General features: G+C 40.9%; 16 protein-coding genes and 2 pseudogenes. 10 read left to right on the top strand and 8 right to left on the bottom strand.

The features are described 5' to 3' along the window. Positions 1-79: 79 nt before the first annotated feature. The 9 genes from BMX58_RS03205 to BMX58_RS03165 all read left to right on the top strand — a co-directional run bounded on the left by BMX58_RS03205 (position 80) and on the right by BMX58_RS03165 (position 13,114). Positions 80-484 carry a hypothetical protein gene (locus BMX58_RS03205; protein WP_068621785.1) on the top strand — a complete coding sequence of 135 codons (405 nt, stop codon included), beginning with the start codon at positions 80-82 and terminating at the stop codon, positions 482-484. Between the two features lie 111 nt (positions 485-595). After that, positions 596-2,425: a DUF927 domain-containing protein gene (locus BMX58_RS03200; RefSeq protein ID WP_068621788.1), complete on the top strand. Its 1,830-nt coding sequence runs from the start codon at positions 596-598 to the stop codon at positions 2,423-2,425. A gap of 124 nt (positions 2,426-2,549) precedes the next feature. Continuing rightward, entirely contained in the window at positions 2,550-2,978 is a 429-nt protein-coding gene (locus BMX58_RS03195; RefSeq protein ID WP_068621789.1) for a hypothetical protein, read from the top strand. A gap of 79 nt (positions 2,979-3,057) precedes the next feature. Next, positions 3,058-4,491, top strand: coding sequence for a recombinase family protein (locus BMX58_RS03190; protein ID WP_068621791.1), 1,434 nt, complete (start codon positions 3,058-3,060; stop codon positions 4,489-4,491). 5 nt (positions 4,492-4,496) lie between these two features. Further along, complete coding sequence (locus BMX58_RS03185) at positions 4,497-6,158, top strand: recombinase family protein (protein ID WP_084253800.1); 1,662 nt, start codon at positions 4,497-4,499, stop codon at positions 6,156-6,158. A gap of 588 nt (positions 6,159-6,746) precedes the next feature. Continuing rightward, positions 6,747-9,521 (top strand): type I restriction endonuclease subunit R, EcoR124 family, encoded by a 2,775-nt coding sequence (locus tag BMX58_RS03180; protein WP_068621793.1) that lies wholly within the window; start codon positions 6,747-6,749, stop codon positions 9,519-9,521. 171 nt (positions 9,522-9,692) lie between these two features. Continuing rightward, positions 9,693-10,283 (top strand): restriction endonuclease subunit S domain-containing protein, encoded by a 591-nt coding sequence (locus BMX58_RS03175; protein ID WP_068621795.1) that lies wholly within the window; start codon positions 9,693-9,695, stop codon positions 10,281-10,283. Between the two features lies 1 nt (position 10,284). After that, positions 10,285-11,910, top strand: coding sequence for a type I restriction-modification system subunit M (locus BMX58_RS03170; RefSeq protein WP_084253801.1), 1,626 nt, complete (start codon positions 10,285-10,287; stop codon positions 11,908-11,910). 4 nt (positions 11,911-11,914) lie between these two features. Then, positions 11,915-13,114, top strand: a complete 1,200-nt coding sequence (locus tag BMX58_RS03165) for a restriction endonuclease subunit S (protein ID WP_239420523.1) — start codon at positions 11,915-11,917, stop codon at positions 13,112-13,114. 94 nt (positions 13,115-13,208) lie between these two features. Here BMX58_RS03165 and BMX58_RS15050 read toward each other — a convergent pair whose 3' ends face one another. The 5 genes and pseudogenes from BMX58_RS15050 to BMX58_RS14885 form a co-directional block, all read right to left on the bottom strand. Next, the gene (locus tag BMX58_RS15050) at positions 13,209-13,427 is read right to left on the bottom strand and encodes a transposase domain-containing protein (RefSeq protein WP_068621920.1); all 219 of its coding nucleotides are present in this window, start codon (positions 13,425-13,427) and stop codon (positions 13,209-13,211) included. Between the two features lie 42 nt (positions 13,428-13,469). After that, the gene (tnpC, locus tag BMX58_RS03155) at positions 13,470-15,053 is read right to left on the bottom strand and encodes an IS66 family transposase (protein ID WP_204243749.1); all 1,584 of its coding nucleotides are present in this window, start codon (positions 15,051-15,053) and stop codon (positions 13,470-13,472) included. A gap of 81 nt (positions 15,054-15,134) precedes the next feature. Continuing rightward, positions 15,135-15,488, bottom strand: coding sequence for an IS66 family insertion sequence element accessory protein TnpB (gene tnpB / locus BMX58_RS03150; RefSeq protein ID WP_084253803.1), 354 nt, complete (start codon positions 15,486-15,488; stop codon positions 15,135-15,137). Then, complete coding sequence (locus tag BMX58_RS14890) at positions 15,478-15,675, bottom strand: hypothetical protein (RefSeq protein WP_068621797.1); 198 nt, start codon at positions 15,673-15,675, stop codon at positions 15,478-15,480. Before BMX58_RS14890 ends, tnpB begins: the two co-directional genes overlap by 11 nt. An 81-nt stretch (positions 15,676-15,756) precedes the next feature. Then, positions 15,757-15,858 (bottom strand): annotated as a pseudogene (locus tag BMX58_RS14885) (IS66 family transposase); the annotation flags it as partial. Positions 15,859-15,878: 20 nt separating this feature from the next. On the opposite strand from BMX58_RS14885, the pseudogene BMX58_RS03140 reads away from it, so the two are divergent. Further along, a pseudogene (locus tag BMX58_RS03140) lies at positions 15,879-16,130 on the top strand (transposase domain-containing protein); the annotation flags it as partial. Positions 16,131-16,250: 120 nt separating this feature from the next. On the opposite strand, the gene BMX58_RS03135 reads toward BMX58_RS03140, so the two are convergent. From BMX58_RS03135 to BMX58_RS03125, 3 genes are all read right to left on the bottom strand, one after another. After that, positions 16,251-16,400: a hypothetical protein gene (locus BMX58_RS03135; RefSeq protein WP_204243750.1), complete on the bottom strand. Its 150-nt coding sequence runs from the start codon at positions 16,398-16,400 to the stop codon at positions 16,251-16,253. A gap of 274 nt (positions 16,401-16,674) precedes the next feature. Beyond that, a complete protein-coding gene (locus BMX58_RS03130; RefSeq protein ID WP_068621800.1) occupies positions 16,675-19,212 on the bottom strand; it encodes a S8 family peptidase in 2,538 nt (845 codons plus the stop codon). Between the two features lie 7 nt (positions 19,213-19,219). Then, positions 19,220-20,182 carry an AAA family ATPase gene (locus BMX58_RS03125; RefSeq protein WP_068621802.1) on the bottom strand — a complete coding sequence of 321 codons (963 nt, stop codon included), beginning with the start codon at positions 20,180-20,182 and terminating at the stop codon, positions 19,220-19,222. Positions 20,183-20,524: the final 342 nt, after the last annotated feature.

Below are 20,524 nucleotides of genomic sequence, written 5' to 3'. Positions count from 1 at the left end.
TACAAATTTTAAATTTAAGCTTGTTAAATTTAAAAATGCTGAGAAAAGAATATTCGAAATAAAATCAGAGGTGAATGAAATGGAAGTACAAAATAGCCAGCCACTAATTTTTAATTTAAATAATTTCATATATGAATATCAAGTTCGAATTCATACAGAGGCCATTTGCACGGATGTTTATGTTTCGGAGACAGGATATCCTCGAGTAGTAATTGAATTTTCGTTAATAGATTCTGAGGCGATAAAAGAACTTGGCAATACATTCAAATTAGCATTGCCAAGTATTAACCAAGCAGTCGAGAAACCTTATTCATATAACGTGCTATTTAAGTCAGTAGCATATGATATTCCTATGGATGACCAAGGTAATGTCGATTTAGTTGATCTAAAAGGTAAAAGCTTTGCTCTTTCTATTGAAAAAAAATCCTTCGATAATGGTGACGTAGTACCAAGATTAATCAATTTAATCGCATATCGAGATTAATCGGTGATTTCTATTAACTAAATAACTCGAACTGAATTGTTTCAGGGCTACAAAGAAGTAGTCCTGAAAATCAGTTTGAAAGTCATCAACAATAAGAAAGGGATGAAGACAATGCTTACGAGTGACAATATTTCGGATAAGTATTTTAAGAATTTTGAGATTAATGAGAAGCAACCATCAGACATTCAAATTGGCGGATATATATTTTCAAAAACAAAAGGCATACTCGCTAAAGGAAAAGATGATGATACACCTCAAAAAATTGCAGAGTACGCTCGAATAATAGAGGTAAGAAGTGACCTTTTCACTAATGAAGAGAGCTATGTTCTTGAATATTATCGATCAAGTACTAAAGAGATTATTAGGAAGAGAATCGATGGAGAAATGCTAATTGGTAGCAAAGCTGAAAAATTAGTTAAATACGGTGTTGACATCAATCCTTCTAATAAGAGACAGGTTCTTACTGCTCTGACCCGAAGCAGAATGAACGCTAGTAATGCTTTTGTGTATGATGTTTATGGATGGCGAACCTTGAAACTGGGGACTGTTTTCCTACATGCGAATGCGATCACTCATGAAGGGCCACAAAGTTGCTATAGACAATCTGATTCTGCTCGATTAGATCTTCGACCGAGAGGAAGTTATACAGACTGGCTTTCGATGTACAATACCCATGTGAAGGGTAACACACCACTTGAGTTAGCGGTTGTTTTGGGAACATCGTCAGTAATACTAAATTATTTGGCGATTCAATACCCTGATTTGAAGACGTTGATTGTACATTTAAATGGACAGTCATCCCAAGGTAAGACAACTGCAGCGATGTTAGCTTTGTCAGTTGGTGGTAATCCTACATCTAATGGATTACTTAAATCATGGAATAGCACTGAGAATGCTATAATGTCACATCTGAACGCTATCGATGGAATAGCTACTTGCTTTGATGAATTGAGTCAGAACCGTTCAGCTAACCTCACGTCACTTCTTTATTCTCTTGCAGAAGGTAAACAAAAAGATCGTTCTAATATAGACGGTATATTAAAAGAAACTGCCCATTGGTGCACAACAATACTTAGCACCGGTGAATTAAGTATGTTCAATAAACTTGATAAGAACCTTGGACTTAGAATGAGGATATTAGAATTCACTCAAGTTCAATGGACAGTGTCAGGCAATCAAAGTGAAGAAATCAAGCACAATGTCTCAACAAACTACGGACATCTTTTGCCGCTATTCGTTGAGAGGCTCTTAAAATCAGGACTATCATCTATAGATCAAGCGTTTGAAGAGCAAAGGCAAATACTGTTAACAAAAATGAAAGATTCGCCAACAACTGTAAGAGTTTCAATGAAGCTGGCAGTCATAATGGCTACAGCCTATCTATTAGATACGATGGGTCTGATCAATCTTAATATCGATCACATAAGAGATATATTAATTGAAAACGATCGAGAAAATTTTGATAGTCGTGACCATGGGGCTAAAGCTATGGAGGATGTTCTACAGTATCTTGTGGAACACCAATCGAAGCTGGTACGAGATAATCAAAGCCGGATACCCAACGAGGTAATAGGAGTTCTTAGTGTCAAAAGAATATCTGGGAGTAACCAGATGGTCATTTCCATATTGAAGGCACAGTTCGACTCTATCATGGCAGAGTTGAAGTACCAGGATTCCAGAGTGATTCTTAAAGATTGGAATCAAAAGGGATTGCTTGTTACGGAGGCTGGAAGGCAAACAGTACGGATGAACTTGGATATTGATAGCAGTGGAAAGAAAAAGGTGCCTCTATACAGTTTTTTAATTCCTGATGAGTACAAAAATTTGTTTTTTGAACCGCCTACTTACGACATGTCTACTATGCTTCCGCGGTTTTCAAACAATGCTAAAATGCTTGATGAGATGACAGAGTTGCTTGATGTAGATTCAGATTTTGATTAGGAGTGTTCAGCTTATGGAAGAATTCGATGTATTCATAGATATTGTAGCCGAGCAAATGATTGCTCTGTGGCACCATTTGGAACCTGTGGAAGATACAGCTGGAAAATAGAAAGGATGAATAAAAATGGAATTAATGCAGAAATTAGGGAAATACCATGAAGAGAATTGGATTGTGTTCGATGATGCTCAAAATAAATTTGACCAAATTAGAGATAAAAAAAGTTGTTATGTGACAGAATTGGATGATTCGTCGGAAGAAAATAGCTACTTTGAAGAATATGATGACGGGCATGTCTTGGACGATATCGAAACAGTGAAAGATGTGGTGGCATTTTCGGAAATCACTAGCTTTAAGGGAAAGTTATTGTCTGATATGGAAGAAAAAGATCGAATCATTATTATCCCTCACATTATTAACAGTCTGTCAAAACTAGACGCCCGGCCAATGGCATATACTGTGAAGGATGACTCTATTAAATTAGCATGGTACTTGAATAATATGATGCACATATGGACGCTCTCCGATTTGTTTGATGTGGCAAGTATTGAATAAGTGATTCAAGCTAAGAGATTTCGTTTTACAAAGGAAGGAGTTGAATGGCGCCCGCTGAATGTAGGGGCGCCTTTCTGATATGAAAAAGAATAGAGCAATCGGTTATATCCGCCAATCGACCCAAAAACAAAAAAGTCTTGCGTGGCAGCAACAAACTTTAGAAGAAGAATCGGATAAGCGTAATCATCAAATGAGCCGAATTTTTTACGATAAAGGCAGCGGTAAAAGCATGGATCGCCCAGGAATCAGGATGCTAAAAGATTGCATTAGGGCGGGAAACATTGATTTTCTGTACGTGTGGCGGTTAGATCGGGTCAGTCGGAAGGTCACTGATCTACTAAGCTTATATGACTATTGTGTCCAATACGGTGTCACAATCATCAGTATCGCTGATCCGCTTGGAGACTCTAATGACGCTATGACCAAGTTTCAACTATCTGTCATTGGCAGTGTGGCGGAGCTGTATAGGGAATTGATTGCGGAAAATCAACATATTGCATACCGCCAGAAACATCAACTGGGCTTGCCATTAACAGCTAAAGTGCCCTTTGGATATAGATACGTGGATGCAACTACCGTTACTATCTATCCGGAAGAAGCTGACGTGGTTAAGCGGATTTACAAGCTGTACCTAGACGGCATCGGATACAAAAAAATGTGTACGATCTTTGCAGAGGAAGGATTACTTTTTCGAGGAGAGCAATTTAAAATCCACAACATAAGAGGAGTCTTGTCACAAAAATTCTACACTGGATACATCGAGAATGAGTTCGGTCTTGCTAAAGGAAAACATCCCGCAATTATTTCAAAGGAGATACAATTGCGGGTGAATGAAATCCAGCGTTCTAAACATGTTGTGCAAAAAGACTTTCGCAGAAATATCTTGCGAAGAAAAATTCGTTGCCCCTACTGTGGAAAAAGGCTCTCTCCGCACATCGCATATCCGCATAAAGCAAGCAGAAAATACAAAAAAATCTACTATTATAGCTGTTCATCCTATACCGCAAACGGAAGAATTGCCTGTGAAGGTATCCATCTTAATGCCGAAAAGATAGAACGGGAAGTAACAACAGTTTTGGAGAGGTTCCTCCAGAATAGGCAACTCTTGGAAAAAATCAAAAATAACATGCAGCAAAAAATCTCTTTTGAGAAGGCCAAAGCTAATGAAGATTTAGCAGGAATCAATAAAAGAAAACAAGATGCGCTGATTATGTTTGAAAAAGGACGTATTTCGGCAGAACAATTGACGGAAGAGCTGACTCGATTGAAACGATTTACGAAGGTTGAGGAAATCATACCATCCGACAAGTTGATTACGGATGTTGTGCATCGCCAAGAACTAGGCAATCGGATTGCTGTCTTGGGAAAAGTACAGAAAATGCCGACAGTCCAACAATACCAATTTTTCCAAGAAATCATTGATCGAATTGAAGTGAGTGAATACAAAGAAATCATTGGGGTCTATCTTAAAGGATGGAGTCAGAATATTTTGGATACTGAAGATAAGGAGTGAGGAATATGCAAGAACTTACATTAAATAAAGTCAAACAGTCATCATTTTCGAAGAAGCGCTGTGTGGGGTATGTCCGCGTGTCCACGCAGGAGCAAGCGGAAGAAGGCTACTCCATTGATGCCCAAATTCAGACAATCCAAGAGTATTGTCAAAGGGAGAACATGGAATGCGTTGGTGTGTATGTCGACAGAGGCAAGAGCGGGAAGAACATTAAAGGGCGTCCGGAGATGCAGCAACTTCTTCATGATGCCGAGAATGGAGACTTCGATGCTGTAGTCGTCTGGAAGATAAGCAGGGTTGCCCGAAACCTGATGAACCTGCTGGAAATCGTGAATGTTTTGCAGAAACAGGACATTGCCTTCTACAGCATCAGCGAGAAGTTTCAGGTTGATACGACCACTGGACGCTTCATGTTGCAGATAATGGCGTCAGTAAACGAATTGGAACGCAACCAGATTGCAGAAAATGTAAAGCTCGGCATGACTAAAAGGGCCTTCGATGGTGGATGGAATGGCGGCCGAATTCTGGGATACGATAACGTAGAAAATGAAAACAGCAAAAAAATTCTGCAAGTCAACGAAAAAGAAGCCGAACTGATTCGTTTGATTTTTCAAGAGGCAGCTACTGGAAAGGGATATCGTGCAATCGCAAATAGCTTGAATCGAGCTGGTCACAGGACCAAACAAGGGAACCCGTTCAGTACGATCGCGGTCAAAGACATTCTTTACAACCAAACCTACGTAGGCAAAATCCAATATAACAAGTATGAAAAGTGGGCGGACAAACGTAGGAAGGGACTCAGTGAGAATGCTTTCGTTGTCGAAGGACAGCATGAAGCTATTGTGGATGAGGCGCTGTGGCAAAAGGTTCAGCTGAAGTTGAAGGCCAGCAGTAAGCATCCCTCTTGGAACAAAACTGGCACCAGCGTTCTGACAGGGATGATTCGATGCCCTGAATGCGGATCTTCCATGGTGATAAACAATGTCTACAACAATTTGAAGGATGGAACAAAGAAAAAGATCCGATACTACAGCTGCAGCCAGTTCCGCAACAAAGGAGCCTCTGTGTGCCACGCCAACAGCATCCAAGCTGAGCTCGCCGAAAGAAAGGTTGCCGAAAAGCTAAAGGAAGTTGTGGCACAACCCGAAGTCTTGGAAAGAGTAGTGGAACGAATGAACCAACAACTGCAGGATCGAGAAAAACCTGTAAAAAGGGAGTTGGACCGGATCAAGGTGGAAATCGCACAAAAAGGAAGCAGTACCGACAAACTTTTGGAATTGATGCTTGAAGCGCCTGAAATAGCTACGGATCTGAATAAGCGGATCAAACAACTGGAACAAGAGAAACAGGCGCTTGTACAAAAGGAACGGCAACTGCACAGAGAGCTAAGCAGAGATGCCCAAAGTGTCTCCTTGGAAGAAGCGCGAAGAACGCTGGAGCTCTTGGGGAGAAGCATTGATGGCAAACGTAACAAAGAACTGAAAGAAATCTACAAAGTGTTCATCGATAAAATAACATTCGATAAGAAAAGCAAAGATGTGACCCTTCACTTGCTTTTTAGTCAAGATTTCGTCCGAAAACTGAGTCACGCAACTGAGAGAGAGTCATCACCTACCGAAGGTGATGGCTCTTTTGTTTTGTCTCAGGAGTTTTGTCTGATACTGTGAAGGAATGGAGAACCTACAACAATCGGGACTTGCTGAATGTCTAGTCTTTCCGATTTAGCTTACCCTAGGATTCTGCTTTCCCACTTGATTTAGTTGCAGGGCATATCCAGCCGGTGGTGAGAAAAGTCTAGCTCTTCACCCTCTCCCGCATCAGTAAACCCGTAGCTTCCCTGCCGCCCCCAAGCGTGCGGGAAGCAAACGGGGATGATAAGATTCAATAAAAATAAGGAAATGGCATATATAAACTATAATAATCCCGTTTCCCCATAAAAATAATGTTAGTTTTACAAAAGAGGATACCGCAAAGATTAATAAAAAAAGCAGCTCTAACTGCTAAAGTTAACGGGAAAACGGGGAATTCACTAAAAAACAAGGAAAGCATGTGGGGAAAAGAATGGGTTCTCGAAGGGCAGTTTGACCTACAGAGGTGTACCGGAATCAGCATTACAAGCAGATTTTTTTTCGTTCCAGTCGCTGATTTTCCAGATAGTCTCATTTAGGAAGAAACTCATTGAATAAATGACAGAATATTGAGATAATAATAAAAAGCCAATCAAGAGAAATTGCGTACTTGTCAGGAGGGTAAATATGGCCTATCAAAGTGAATCAGCATTAGAAAATAAATTGATCGAGCAACTCGTCTCAAAGGGCTACCAATGGGTACCGGAAGTGAAGAGCGAAGCTACAATGATCGCGAATTTCCGAACGGTAATGGAGAAACGAAATAGTGCCAACATCGGGGAAGAGCCCCTTACCGATAAAGAATTCGAGCGCCTGATGACACAGATCAACGGAAAAAGCATCTTCGACAGCGCTAAAATCCTGAGGGACAAGGTGCTGCTTAAAAGAGACAGCGGCAAGAACCTCTACCTAGAGCTGTTCAATACGAAAGAATGGTGCAAAAATACTTTCCAAGTCACCAACCAAATCACCTTTGAGGGGAAATACACAAACCGCTATGATGTGACCATCCTGATCAATGGTCTGCCGCTCGTGCAAGTGGAACTGAAACGCAGCGGCGTTGACATGACGGAAGCATTCAACCAAATCATGCGTTACCGGAAACACACCTTCACCGGACTTTTCCGCTACATCCAAGTCTTCGTAATCAGCAACAGCCAAGAAACGCGCTACTTCTCCAACAGTGATGGAGAAATCCTGAAGAGTCACATGTTCTACTGGTCCGACGTGGAGAACAACCGCATCAATGTACTGAGTGAATTTGCGGAAAGCTTCATGGAAAAATGCCATTTGGCAAAAATGATAGCACGCTACATGGTGATAAACGAAACAGACAAACTTCTGATGGTGATGCGACCATACCAAGTTTACGCGGTAGAGGCGCTAGTACGGCAGGCATTGGAGACCAAAAATAATGGGTATATTTGGCATACAACAGGGAGCGGAAAGACGCTGACCTCGTTCAAAGCTAGCCAGATCATCGCCCAAGAAGAAAGCATCGAGAAAGTCTTTTTCCTGGTTGACAGGAAGGATTTGGACTCCCAGACTTTGGCGGAGTTCAATAAGTTTGAAGCGGATTCTGTGGACATGACCGACAATACCTACAAACTGTTGAAACAGATGGGAGATAGGACAAAACCGCTGATTTTGACGACTATTCAGAAGATGGCCAATGCCGTCAAATCTGAGCATAAGGTGATCGACAGCTACAGGGAAGACCGGGTTGTATTCATCATCGATGAATGCCACCGGACCCAGTTCGGCGAAATGCACAAACTGATCCACAAGCACTTTAAGAATGCACAGTACTTTGGCTTTACAGGGACACCACGTTTTCCTGAAAATCCAAGTCAGGATGGTCGAGTCACGGCAGATATTTTCCAGAAGTGTCTGCACCACTACTTGATCAAAGATGCCATTCGCGATGAGAACGTGTTAGGTTTTTCGGTAGAATACATCAGTACATTCCGAGGACAGTTCGATGAAGAGGATCAGGATAGGGTTGCTGGCATCAACACGAACGAAGTATGGATGGCGGACGAACGGCTGGAGGACATCACCAAGCACATCCTTAAGAACCACCGCAAGAAGACCAAAAATCAGCAATATACCGCCATTTTTACCGTCCAAAGCATTAAAATGGCGATCAAATACTATAATCTGTTCAAGCAACATGCAGATGGAATCAATGTCGCGAGCATCTTTACCTACGGTGCAAATGAACCCGGCAACGAAGATATTTCTACTGAGCACTCACGAGATAGCTTAGAGCGCATCATGAAGGACTACAATGAAACGTTCGGCACAAATTTCTCGACGGATAATTTCAATGGCTATTTTGCGGATGTTTCCAAGCGCATCAAGAAAGGCGTTCCTGGCGAAAGACTGGACATCCTCATCGTGGTGGATATGTTTTTAACGGGGTTTGACAGTAAGCCTCTGAATACTCTTTACGTGGATCGAAATCTGAAATACCACACATTACTTCAAGCGTATTCCCGGACGAATCGGATCGAAAAGGAAACCAAACCATACGGGAACATCGTGTGCTATCGCAACCTGAAGTACCAAACCGATGAAGCAATCAAACTGTACTCGCAAACCAATGACACCAATACGGTGCTGATGGCTAGCTATGCGGAATATCTGACCGAATTCAGAGCGGCTCTTGCTTCTTTGCTGCAACTGGCACCGACACCGGAATCAGTGGATCAACTGGAGGCCGAAGAGGATCAGTATCAGTTTGTGGTACTATTCCGGGAGCTCTCTAAGTTGCTGCTGAAGCTACGCACTTTTGATGAATTCGAGTTTTCGGAAGACACGATCGGAATTGTTGAGCAGAACTACCAGGATTTCAAGAGCAAGTATTTTGCCATCTATGAAAAGGTGAAAAAGAAGGAAAAAGGGGAAGAGGTTTCCATCCTCGATAACCTGGACTTTGCGATAGAGGTCATCCAAACGGATACCATCAACGTCAGCTACATACTAAACCTCATCCGTAACATCAATCTGGAGGATGAAGCTGAGCGGGACAAAAATGTTGCAACGATTCACCGACTACTTGACCAAGCAGATAATGAAGATTTGCGTTTGAAGGCCGACCTGATCCGCAAGTTCCTGGATAAGGTCGTTCCTGTGCTCGACAAGGAAACCAACCTCGACGAAGCATACAATGAATTCGAAGAAGAAGAACGTGAAGGGGAAATCTATAACTTTGCCCAAAACGTGGAGCTGGAGCCTGCCGTGGTCAATGAATTTTTGGCTGAGTACGAATACAGCGGCAGTCTGAACCGAGAACGCGTTTCCGACCAAATCAACGGTAGTTTCATCAAGAAACGCAGAAAAATCGACCGGATTTTTGAGTTCGTGATGGAAAATACCCGCAAATTCATGTCTGTTTAAAATTAGGAGTGGCAAAAATTGAGTAGTCTGCCGCTCAGCTCTTCATAAAGATAGTTTAAAAAGAGTGTAATTTATTAAAATTACACTCTTTTTAGTTGACTTTGTATTTTTTTAAGACTATGATAGGCATATGGGCATGAAATTTAAAGAAATTACAAAGGTGGTGAAGGGATGAAATGCCGAATCGATGAGATTGCGAAGCTTCAACCTGGACAATTACTGACGCGCATCAGGGAAGTGGATGATCCGGATGTAAGTGGGTACGTAGTCTATTCTGGAAAGCATTTTTTAGCCGATTCTTTTCAGTTCGAGTCGGATGACGGAAAGCAAGATAAAGTCATCCGTACAGAGGAAGACGTGATGCTTGTCGAACCGGGGATGCTGCTGATCAGCCTGACAACGAACAAAGCCGTAATTGTCAGCGAAGCGCATGAAGGACACCTCCTGACATCCAACTATATTCGGGTAGCGTATGATAGCAGCAAAATAGATCCGAACTACTTCTGCTACGTCTACAATGAATCGGATGCAGTCAGAAAGCAAATTGCCATGAATGAACAAGGGGCAAGTCTTGTATCTCGTTTAAGCCTCCAGCAATTGCGCAAGTTTGAACTGCTGTGCCCCGCTTTGGAAGAGCAGCAACGAGTAGGCGCGATCTATCGTCTCCAACAAAAAAGAGAACTATTGCAGTTAGAAAAGATCAGGTTAGAAAAATTAGCAGTACACGCGTTACTAAATACATACCTACAAGGGAGAAACTAAAATGAGTACATCAGCAAAACAAAAAGTGCAACAAGCAGAATTACATAAGAAACTATGGGCTATCGCCAACGATTTGCGCGGGACAATGGATGCCAGCGAATTCCGTAACTACATTCTGGGACTGATCTTCTACCGCTACCTATCTGAGAAAACGGAACAACGGGTAATCAAGCTGTTGGAAGAAGATAACACCAGCTACGAAGAAGCCTGGAAAGATCCAGAATACCAAAAAGGTCTGAAGGAAGAACTGATAGCTCAAATCGGCTATGTCATTGAGCCTCAAGATCTTTACTCTGCGATGGTAGCAGAAATCGAAAAAGGCGAACAAGGAAATTTTGACGTGGAAGTGCTCGAGAAAGCCATCAGCAAGATTGAAGAATCTACGCTAGGGCATGACAGCCAAGAGGATTTTAATCACCTGTTTGATGACATGGATCTGACGTCATCACGATTAGGAAATTCCGTGAAAGCCCGTTCCAGCCTGATATCTAAAGTTATCATCAATTTGAACGAAATTGATTTCATGCATGAAGATGCAGAAATCGATGTGCTAGGAGATGCTTACGAATACCTGATTGGCCAGTTTGCAGCGAATGCAGGCAAAAAGGCAGGAGAATTCTACACGCCTCAACAGGTTTCCAAAATTCTGGCGAAAATCGTGACCGCCGATAAAACTGACCTGAAAAATGTCTATGACCCAACTTGCGGATCCGGTTCATTGTTGCTTCGTATCGGGAATGAGGCAAATGTCCGCCACTATTACGGTCAAGAGCTTAACAGCACTACCTACAACTTAGCCCGCATGAATATGTTGCTGCATGAAGTATCATTCCAAAATTTTGATATCGAATTAGGCGACACACTGGAACATCCACATTTCGATGGCATGCGGTTCGAGGCGGTTGTTGCCAATCCGCCATACAGCGCGAACTGGAGTGCTGATGCGAAGTTCCTCGATGATGAAAGGTTCAGCAGTTACGGTAAGTTGGCACCAAAATCAAAAGCTGATTTCGCTTTTGTCCAACATATGATTTATCATTTGGACGACAACGGCACAATGGGCGTAGTTTTACCACACGGTGTTCTATTCCGTGGCGCAGCTGAAGGTGTCATCCGTCAGTATCTCATTGAAGAAAAGAATTACTTGGACGCAGTTATCGGATTACCGGCTAATGTGTTTTACGGTACCAGCATCCCAACTTGTATTTTGGTGTTTAAGAAATGCCGCCAAGACGACAATACCGTTCTATTCATTGATGCTTCAAACGAATTCGAAAAGGCCAAAAACCAAAACAACCTGACCGATGGAAATGTGGAAAAGATCGTGGCTACCTACAAAAAAAGGGAAGCAATCGACAAATACAGCTATGTGGCGACTCTGGATGAAATCAAGGAGAACGACTACAACCTAAACATTCCGCGCTACGTAGATACGTTCGAGGAAGAAGAAAAAATTTCCTTGGATGAAGTCGCAACTGCAATCCAACAGACACAAAAAGAAATCATTCAAGCAGAGAAAGAATTATTTGCGTTGTTCGGAGAATTGCATGGTACAACCGAAGAAGCAGAACGAGAATTGCAGAATGCGCTGGCGAAATTGATGAATGTTGGTGATGGAAATGAGTAGCAAAATGAAAAAAAATCCTTCCATTCGCTTTAACGGTTTTACTGACACTTGGGAACAGCGTAAGCTAAGTGAAATTTCCGAATCATATTCAGGGGGGACCCCGAGTGTATCAAATCGATCATACTATGGTGGTAGTATTCCTTTCATACGCTCTGGTGAGATAACCTCAAAAAATACTGAACTATATATAACAGAAGAAGGGCTAAATAGTTCTTCTGCAAAGCTTGTAGAAGAGGGAGATATTTTATATGCCTTATATGGAGCTACTAGCGGAGAAGTTGGTATTTCTCAAATAAATGGAGCAATAAATCAAGCCATTTTAGCGATCAAACCAAAAATCGAATACGACTCAAATTTCATAATGCAGTGGCTAAGACGACAAAAAAATTCAATTATTAGTACATATTTACAAGGCGGTCAGGGTAACTTATCGGGGGCTATAGTTAAAGATTTAACATTAGCCGTTCCTATTGAAAATGAAGAGCAAACTAAAATTGGTACTTTCTTCAAACACCTTGACGATACTATCGCTCTTCATCAGCGTCAGTTGGATAACTTCAAAGAATTAAAGAAGGCCATGCTACAAAAAATGTTTCCTCAAAATGGAGAAAAAGTTCCGGAGGTTAGATTTGAAGGATTTACAGAAGGATGGGAACAGCGTAAGTTGGGAGAATGGATTGTACCTTATGCTGAAAAAACTAATAGAAATAACCAATACCCTGTTTTAACTTCTTCGCGTCGAGGTATTTTCCTCCAAACTGATTATTACAATGGAAACCAAATAGCATCAGAAGATAACACTGGGTACAACATTGTTCCTAGAGGATACTTCACTTACCGCCATATGTCCGATGATGAAATATTCAAATTTAATATAAATGATATAGTGGACTACGGGATTGTGAGCACGTTATATCCAGTATTCACAACAAAGCAGGGATTGGACTCTGACTTCCTTCAGTATCAGTTAAATAACGGAGGAGAGTTCCGAAGTTATGCTACTTTACAGAAACAGGGCGGATCTCGTACGTACATGTATCTTAGTAAGTTGGAGAATCTAAAGTTAACTATTCCTGAACTACAAGAACAAATCAAAATCAGTAATTTTTTCAATCAATTGGATCAGTCTATCAATCTCCATCAGCAGAAGGTCAATGACTATCAACAAATAAAGAAAGCTATGCTTCAAAAGATGTTTGTGTAAAGTGTAAGCCCGAAATATAAAAAAACAGCGCACCCAAAGGTGCGCACCACAAATAGCCGGATACTGTACGATTTTTTCGCGAGTTTCCGGCTATTTATGCTGTTACGCTGCACGTATCCTTGATTTTTTTTGACCAAGGCAAGTACTGATTCAGCGCAGCTGTATTTTGATGGATATCCATGTTTGGCAGATCCAGGAACAGTTTCTTGATGTATTCATAGAAATCAATACCGTTGGCTTTAGCGGTTTCTGCTAGGCTTAAACGTAAGCCCGAAATATAAAAAAACAGCGCACCAAAAGGTGCGCACCACAAATAGCCGAATACTGTGCGATTTTTTCGCAAGTTTCCGGCTATTTATGCTGTTACGCTGCACGTTTCCTTGATTTTTTGTGACCAAGGCAAGTACTGATTCAGCACAGCTGTATTTTGATGGATATCCAAGTTTGGCAAATCCAGGAACAGTTTCTTGATGTATTCATAGAAATCAATACCATTGGCTTTGGCGGTTTCTGCCAGGCTTAGACAGATGGCATTCGCTTGCGCACCAGCTTCGCTGACGGAAAAAAGCCAATTTTTTCGCCCAATGACATTGGCCCTAATTGCGTTTTCCGCAGGATTATTGTCGATTTCGATGCGACCGTCGTCCAAGAATGCTGTTAAACCCTCCACGCGGTTCAACGTATATTCGGCTGCTTTGGCCAAAGCGTTTTTCCCAAAGAAAGGTGATGTTTCGACCCAACGAAGAAATTCCTGCACAATCGGCTTCGAGTGTTTTTGGCGCTTTTTGCGACGCTTACTCGGGGAGAGTGTCTTAAACTCCCTCTCCAGTTCGTATAATTTGTCGCAATACTGTACACCGATCCGGCCATTTTTACTGTCAGCCTTTAACCAATAACGCCGCACATGTGCCCAACAATTGGCGAACGTCACGTCCTTCAACTTGCCGTAGGCAGAGTAGCCATCACAAATAATCGTCCCCTTATATCCTTCGGTGAACCGTTCGAGGACCGCACGGGAGCGTGATAAGGCGCTGTCGAACAGGACAATCGTCGGCCCTTGGCTTGGCACTGTGCGATAGACCCAGTTATAGGCATTCGTTTGTCCCGTTTTGCCATCGGAGCGATTGATGATTTGGGCATATGTCTCGTCGACATGCAAGATAGACTTGGCCATCATCTCCTCCTTCATGTGTTCGTATACAGGCAACAGCCAGTCAGTTGCTGCACGAATAACCCAATTGGAGAGGTTTTTATCATTTGTTTCCAGCCCATAACGATCCCATTCCTTTACCTGACGGTACAGGGGCAAATATTGGATAAATTTATCGTAGATGAGTTTTGCGAGGACGCTCGGACTTGCGAGACTGCGTTGGATCGCCGCCTTTGGCGCCTTCCCTCGCTTAATTTGCGCTAGTTGAAGGGTGTCGCCTTTGCAGGATCTGCATTCATATGCATGTTCAATATGCTGAACCCTCATCATCTTCGCAGGGATGAAGGTAGCTTCTTCGCGGGCAATGGTGCTGCCGATTTCAACCATTTGATGTTGGCAACAGTCGCAGATAATATTTTCGGGATGATGGTGAATCTCCTCGGTTTCGATGTCTTCCCGGAGGGAATCATTTCTTTTTTTCGTACGGATCTTTCGAACAACAGTATATGTAGCAGTCTGTTGGCTTTGTTCTTCTGTGGGCTCAGGTAAACTAAAAGAGGAATCGTCATCAAATAACGATGCTTGTCCATCGGCTGATTGATACCTAGTCTTCTCCGTTTTTGATCCATAAAGAAGCTTGGTCAACTGGCGAACCTGTTCGGTCAGCGCTTCGATCTGTTTTGCCAAGTCCTTGTTTTGCTGATTTGAATGAGCCAACTGTGCTTCGAGCAGACGAATGATATGCTCAGTTTGATTGTTGTTCCCAGAAGAGGTTTCCACCTGTTTCACCACGTTTCGTTCGATTTCGTTCTCTCCATTATAACGGGTTTGCATGCCGTAATAAAGATAAAAATGGCCGCGTAACAGGATTCAGAAGGCGCCTTTCGGTGAGGGCTGGATAGCCTTCGGCTGTTGGATTGATAACCCCTCTAACAGCCAACGAAGTTCCTGTTGCGAAAGCGTGCGTACTTCTTGTTCATCTTTCGGCCATTGAAGCTTGCCGTTGTCCAAGCGCTTGTAAAGCAGCGCGAAGCCGTCTCCATCAAAATACAAACACTTGTAACGATCTTTATTCCAACCGGCAAACAGGAAAATGGAATCCCCGTAGGGATCCAACTCGAACGAATCCTGGATGAGCGTGGCCAATCCATCAATTCCTTTCCGCATATCGGTTTTTCCGCAGACAATGTAGATATTTTTTACGTTTGTGTAGTCACATTTCAAGTTTTTTCAGCTCCCTCATGACCGTCTGAATGACGTGCTCATCCGCGTTGTTGAAAAAGGAGATCTCCAGATTGGCCATTTTGATTTTGCAACAGGCATAAGGTGGGGTTATAGCCGGAGATGAAGAGGGGAATTGGTTATCAGGATGTAGTGTAACGGGGACGATTGTCAATTTTTGTTGCGGCATAGGAAAAGCACCTCCTTCATTTGATACGCTAATCGTACCAGGAGGTGCTGTATATTTATATGCGTCGTTTGAATACGGGCTTACGCTTAAACAGATGGCATTCGCTTGAGCACCAGCTTCGCTGACGGAAAAAAGCCAATTTTTTCGCCCAATGACATTGGCTCTAATTGCGTTTTCCGCCAATTATCCTTATTTCAGGATAATTGGCGGAACGAAGCATAAGACCATTCGTGGTCGGTCGTAAAGCCTGGAATTTTTATGCCAGCCCTAAGGGCGCTGAATCAAGCAGCATTGCCTACAGCATCATTGAGACTGCCAAAGCAAATGATCTGAATGTATTCAAATACCTGACTTATTTGTTCAAGGAACTTCCGAACACGCCCTTCAAAGAGGAGCCCGAACTTCTTGAGGATTATTTGCCATGGAATCCAGAGATCCAAGCAAACTGCAAATAACCCTACTACGATATGATATCCATATTGTAGTAGGGTTATTCGTGTTGTAGTATATACCTGATTATTTGGCGCTTACCGTTGCTTCGAACACAATTTCAGGCGCTTGCCCGTCCAACTCAGCTAGTGTAGTGTAATGATTCGTTGGTGCAGCTGTTCAAATCCAGCACGCGTATGCAGAAGTTCACCTTCGAATTCGCATTGCTGGTTGTGATTGTACAGCACCATAGTGCTCTTTCCTTTACTGACATCAAGTGCGATTATATGCTTCATTTTTTTTCCTCCTCATTAGCCATCATAGAAGATCTCACAGTGCCTTATCGATTCCATTTTCTTATACACGGTCTCTTGGCCCCAACATACTAAACTGATTCAAACAAGGGTGTGAAATGAGCCGGTTTGTGATGCGGACTCTATATGGTCCCAGAGGCTGGTCGGCTTACCTTCACTTCTACTATAAAAAAATAGTAGCACAAACCATGGCCGTGGTTTGTGCTACTAATGTTAGTATGTTTTTTATATTTAGGGCTTACTGTTGTTCATGTTGTTAGTAGGTAATTTCAGTAGAAACTGTGGTTCTGTTTTCAACGCTGATTTCACTTTCAATCTTATTCTTAATGACAGTATATAAGTCAATTTCTGCTTCTGGCGCTTCGATACTCACCACTAAAGAATATCGAATTTTTGAATTAAATTTCTGTAGATTAGTCCTTAACTTCCACCAACCTGTTATCGGATAAACTGCAATCCTATTACTTTGACTTAATTCACCTGCTGTCCCTTCCCAAATGTCAGAATGTATAGAACCAACATTTCTGTTTGATGAACCAATTACCCAGCGGTTGCTGTCATTTTTAACATCACCTTTATCTTCTTCATCATCTCTGATAGCTTTGTTAATCCTCTTTAAGAAATTTTCATGATCTTCTGTAGAATTATTAACATCAAACTGAAGCCTGCAAGAAGGATACCTGTACTTGTCTTTCCATCCAACTTCACCCGGACCTGGTTCAATAAAGTATGATAGTGTTACACGCATTCTTACAATCTCATCTCCTAAACTCAATAACACATCATCTGGCCAGGGGATATTGTGGATGTGCATTTCGTTTGAAGTAACACTGCCATTTTCTTTTTTTAAAAAAGGTTGAATTTCATCTTCAATAACCAAGTTCACTCGATTTGATGCACTCCAAATTGCTTTGCTAAAGTCCGGCACTCCATATCCACACGTTCTCAACAATCGACGATAATCAGCTCTATTCGGGGATGTATTCTCAAATAACGCATTTTTCATAGAATCTGTCCAATCTGCTGAATGTATAATCAACGCTCGTACTGTTTCCGGCCAAAGATCTGGATAATGATGCTGAATATTTGCACCAAGCCATGCTGCTTGTGCTGTAGCTGAACTTGTCATGCTTATGGTATCAAAGGATTTCCCCGTTTCGAATTTCATACTTGTGGTTAAAAGCTGCAAGTCGGGCAGTTCAGAGTAAAAATCGGAATTTTCATCATAGGACAGATTTCCACCTTCAAGAACAATATCAGGTTTTACTGGCCATTTATCACTCCACATAAGAGAAGAAGAAGTAAAAGGTGAAAAGCATCCAGGCTCAGCAACTGGTTGAAATGTTCCATTCAACTCTTCAGGTATTTGATATTTGTTTGTATATGCACCCACAGTAATTGCATTCCAAGCTTGTGCTGGATCTTCAATTATATGATTAATAACCGCGGTCTTAGCATCACCCGCTTCTATAATTTCTTCAACAAGAGTATTCCCTGCTGATACAAACATCAACTTTCTGTTTATGTCAGATTGTTCAATTTCATTTGCGCCTGAAATAATAGAATCAATTGCGCCGGACCAAGAAGAGGGTCTACCATCGTTTTTAATTGCATTTGTTGGAGCAGTAACAGCCATACAAATGGATCTATTCGTCTCTGGACTTTGTATTTCAGCTAAACTAATAGCGTTCTCTGTCACATAGCCATACAATTCCCGATGATTATCGCCACTATTATCAAATAGTTTTACTGATTCTAAAAAGTGATTTACCACAATAGGATCAGAGCTTTCTAGTTTATCTTCCAGCGTAAAGTATGCAGCAATTCCCGCCATTCTGGTCCCATGGTCAGCAATATCATAAGCACTCTGGGAAACGTCTACTGAATGCATGTTTTCATCAAATAAAAGGGGCTTGAGTAATTCATGTCCATTATTGACTCCTGTATCTAGTAGACATACAGAAGTATTAGACCTGGATGAGACATCTATTCTTTCTGATAAATCCTTTACAAATTCTCTTTGATCAGTTTCGGAAAGATTATCAAAAAAACCAGTAGGGGTAACCATGATTCTAAATTCAGCAATCCTTGAACTGAGCCATTGTAATTCAGACAATTGCTGCCTATTCGCTCTTACTCCTAAAACGAGTCTCTCCGGGAATATTATTCTTTGATCCTTATATTGAATGTTTTTTTCATTACAAATCGCGTAGAACTCATGGATAACTTTTTCAATTTTTTCATCGCTTTCATACATTAGCCATACTTCACACCATTTTGGATCCGTGGTGGGTATTTCATTTCTGTCACTCATCCAAAGAGCCTCTACAAACGCCAAATTGATGCTCTCTATAGTACCAATGACTTTTTCTTCGTTTTCAGTTTCTTTGTATTTGTTTAATTTTTTAACAAAAAAATCCCTTTTATTTTCAGGGACAAATACTGTTGAGTTTATAATTTTTTGATCTTCACCAACATCTTCAGTCTTAACGTTACATAATCTAACATGCTGAGTGATGTTTTCTAAGCTCTTAGTGATTAAGTCATAACCTGCTTGACCCTTTATTTCTAAATAAACACCATGTCTTGAAGCAATAGAAACTGTTCCGATTGCTTCTTGGTTCTCTTCTGCTAATTCCCATGCTCTTCTTAAAGCAATTTCAAGGTGTTCTGCATGAGATCTTCTACTAGATCTTGGTGGAAAATTACTGGTCCCTCTATTATTTGAAACAGGTGTATAATCAATAGCTCTGGCTGTTTGATTAACATATAAGTTACTTAATCTTGATTCCATTTATCTCTTAAGCCTCCTTATATTTATAGTAATCCTTTCTATCTTGGATGTTATTCATTAAAATATCTTTTGTAATAATGCTATCCTCTAAAATCGAATACTTAACTGCATCTTCACAGGCCTTTACAATATCTGCGTGATTCAATCCTAAAGCTTGTATATATATATCTTCTGAGAAAATATCATTGGATGCTTTCCCATGAAGTTTCATTTTAAATAATCTTTCAATTTGTTCAGCATCAGGATTTTTGTATTCTATGACATCATCAAATCTTCTAAATAAAGCTTTATCTAAAATATTTGGATTATTCGTTGCAGCAATAATGATACTATACGATTCATCATCTTCAAGATTCTGCAGAAATGAATTTAATATTCTTCTCATTTCACCGACATCATTATCTAAGCTTCTATCTGATCCAATTGCGTCAAATTCATCAAAAAGATAAACTCCACGAACTTCTTTTATATGATCGAATACTTGCCTTAGTTTTGCACTGGTTTCTCCCATATATTTTGTAATCAATCGATCAAACTGTATAATGTAAAGAGGTAAATATAGTTCATTAGCTATTACTGAAGCAGTCATTGTTTTGCCGGTTCCAGGATCTCCAGCAAGTAATACTTTTGATCGATTCATAAGACCGTTCTTTCTCAGAATATCTTTTTTGTGATATTCATTGATTACACGCTTTATTTTATCCTCAATCTCAGTAGATACAATTAAGTCCGAGATAGTAGAGTTGACCATTCGGTGTTCCAAAATATCCAAGCGATTATTAAGCTTTAAGACTTTGTTCTTATTTAAATATTTGGGGTTTTGGATAATGTCTTTGATTTCTCTGGCACTAGCAGTGTGTCCAACTTTTGCCTCGTGAGCCGCAATTTGCAAAACAACAGTCTTAAATTTCTCATCATTACTATCAAAATGTGCTCTTATCAAAGCTTTTACTTGTTCAATTGTTGCCATGCGGCTTCACCCACTTTCTTGATGTGCTTACTATATAAAACTAGAAGGCACATATATCAATTGTGCCTCCATAAATAGTATTATTCATCTAACGATTACCATGCTTTGATAGTATTGTTTGTTTTATCTTTCGCATATCTGTTATGTGCATAAGTTCTCTTTTTATCTTATCATTCAATGTCAATATTCACAAGGAAAACAGGAATGACGTTTTCCAGTTAATACGATTACTCTTTCCTTGCAATGACACAAACTACCTTTATCATGCAACATTTTACTCATCATTCCATACATACCATCCTTTTGTAATGTTTCCAGTTAAGTGTAACCTATCCAGAGCAA

The sequence above is a fragment of the Trichococcus ilyis genome (assembly GCF_900109135.1).
Classification (GTDB): domain Bacteria; phylum Bacillota; class Bacilli; order Lactobacillales; family Aerococcaceae; genus Trichococcus; species Trichococcus ilyis.
The sequence above is the reverse complement of the archived record's forward strand: the minus strand, read 5'-3'. Positions and strand labels throughout refer to the sequence as shown.

Bases quoted from the DNA above. Each gene is read 5' to 3' on its own strand.
- BMX58_RS03130 (WP_068621800.1), bottom strand. From the start codon at position 19,212: ATGGAATCAAGATTAAGTAACTTATATGTTAATCAAACAGCCAGAGCT.
- BMX58_RS03200 (WP_068621788.1), top strand. From the start codon at position 596: ATGCTTACGAGTGACAATATTTCGGATAAGTATTTTAAGAATTTTGAG.
- BMX58_RS03185 (WP_084253800.1), top strand. From the start codon at position 4,497: ATGCAAGAACTTACATTAAATAAAGTCAAACAGTCATCATTTTCGAAG.
- BMX58_RS03180 (WP_068621793.1), top strand. From the start codon at position 6,747: ATGGCCTATCAAAGTGAATCAGCATTAGAAAATAAATTGATCGAGCAA.
- BMX58_RS14890 (WP_068621797.1), bottom strand. From the start codon at position 15,675: ATGCCGCAACAAAAATTGACAATCGTCCCCGTTACACTACATCCTGAT.
- BMX58_RS03170 (WP_084253801.1), top strand. From the start codon at position 10,285: ATGAGTACATCAGCAAAACAAAAAGTGCAACAAGCAGAATTACATAAG.
- BMX58_RS03135 (WP_204243750.1), bottom strand. From the start codon at position 16,400: ATGAAGCATATAATCGCACTTGATGTCAGTAAAGGAAAGAGCACTATG.
- BMX58_RS03190 (WP_068621791.1), top strand. From the start codon at position 3,058: ATGAAAAAGAATAGAGCAATCGGTTATATCCGCCAATCGACCCAAAAA.
- BMX58_RS03195 (WP_068621789.1), top strand. From the start codon at position 2,550: ATGGAATTAATGCAGAAATTAGGGAAATACCATGAAGAGAATTGGATT.
- BMX58_RS03175 (WP_068621795.1), top strand. From the start codon at position 9,693: ATGAAATGCCGAATCGATGAGATTGCGAAGCTTCAACCTGGACAATTA.
- BMX58_RS03205 (WP_068621785.1), top strand. From the start codon at position 80: ATGGAAGTACAAAATAGCCAGCCACTAATTTTTAATTTAAATAATTTC.
- BMX58_RS03125 (WP_068621802.1), bottom strand. From the start codon at position 20,182: ATGGCAACAATTGAACAAGTAAAAGCTTTGATAAGAGCACATTTTGAT.
- BMX58_RS03165 (WP_239420523.1), top strand. From the start codon at position 11,915: ATGAAAAAAAATCCTTCCATTCGCTTTAACGGTTTTACTGACACTTGG.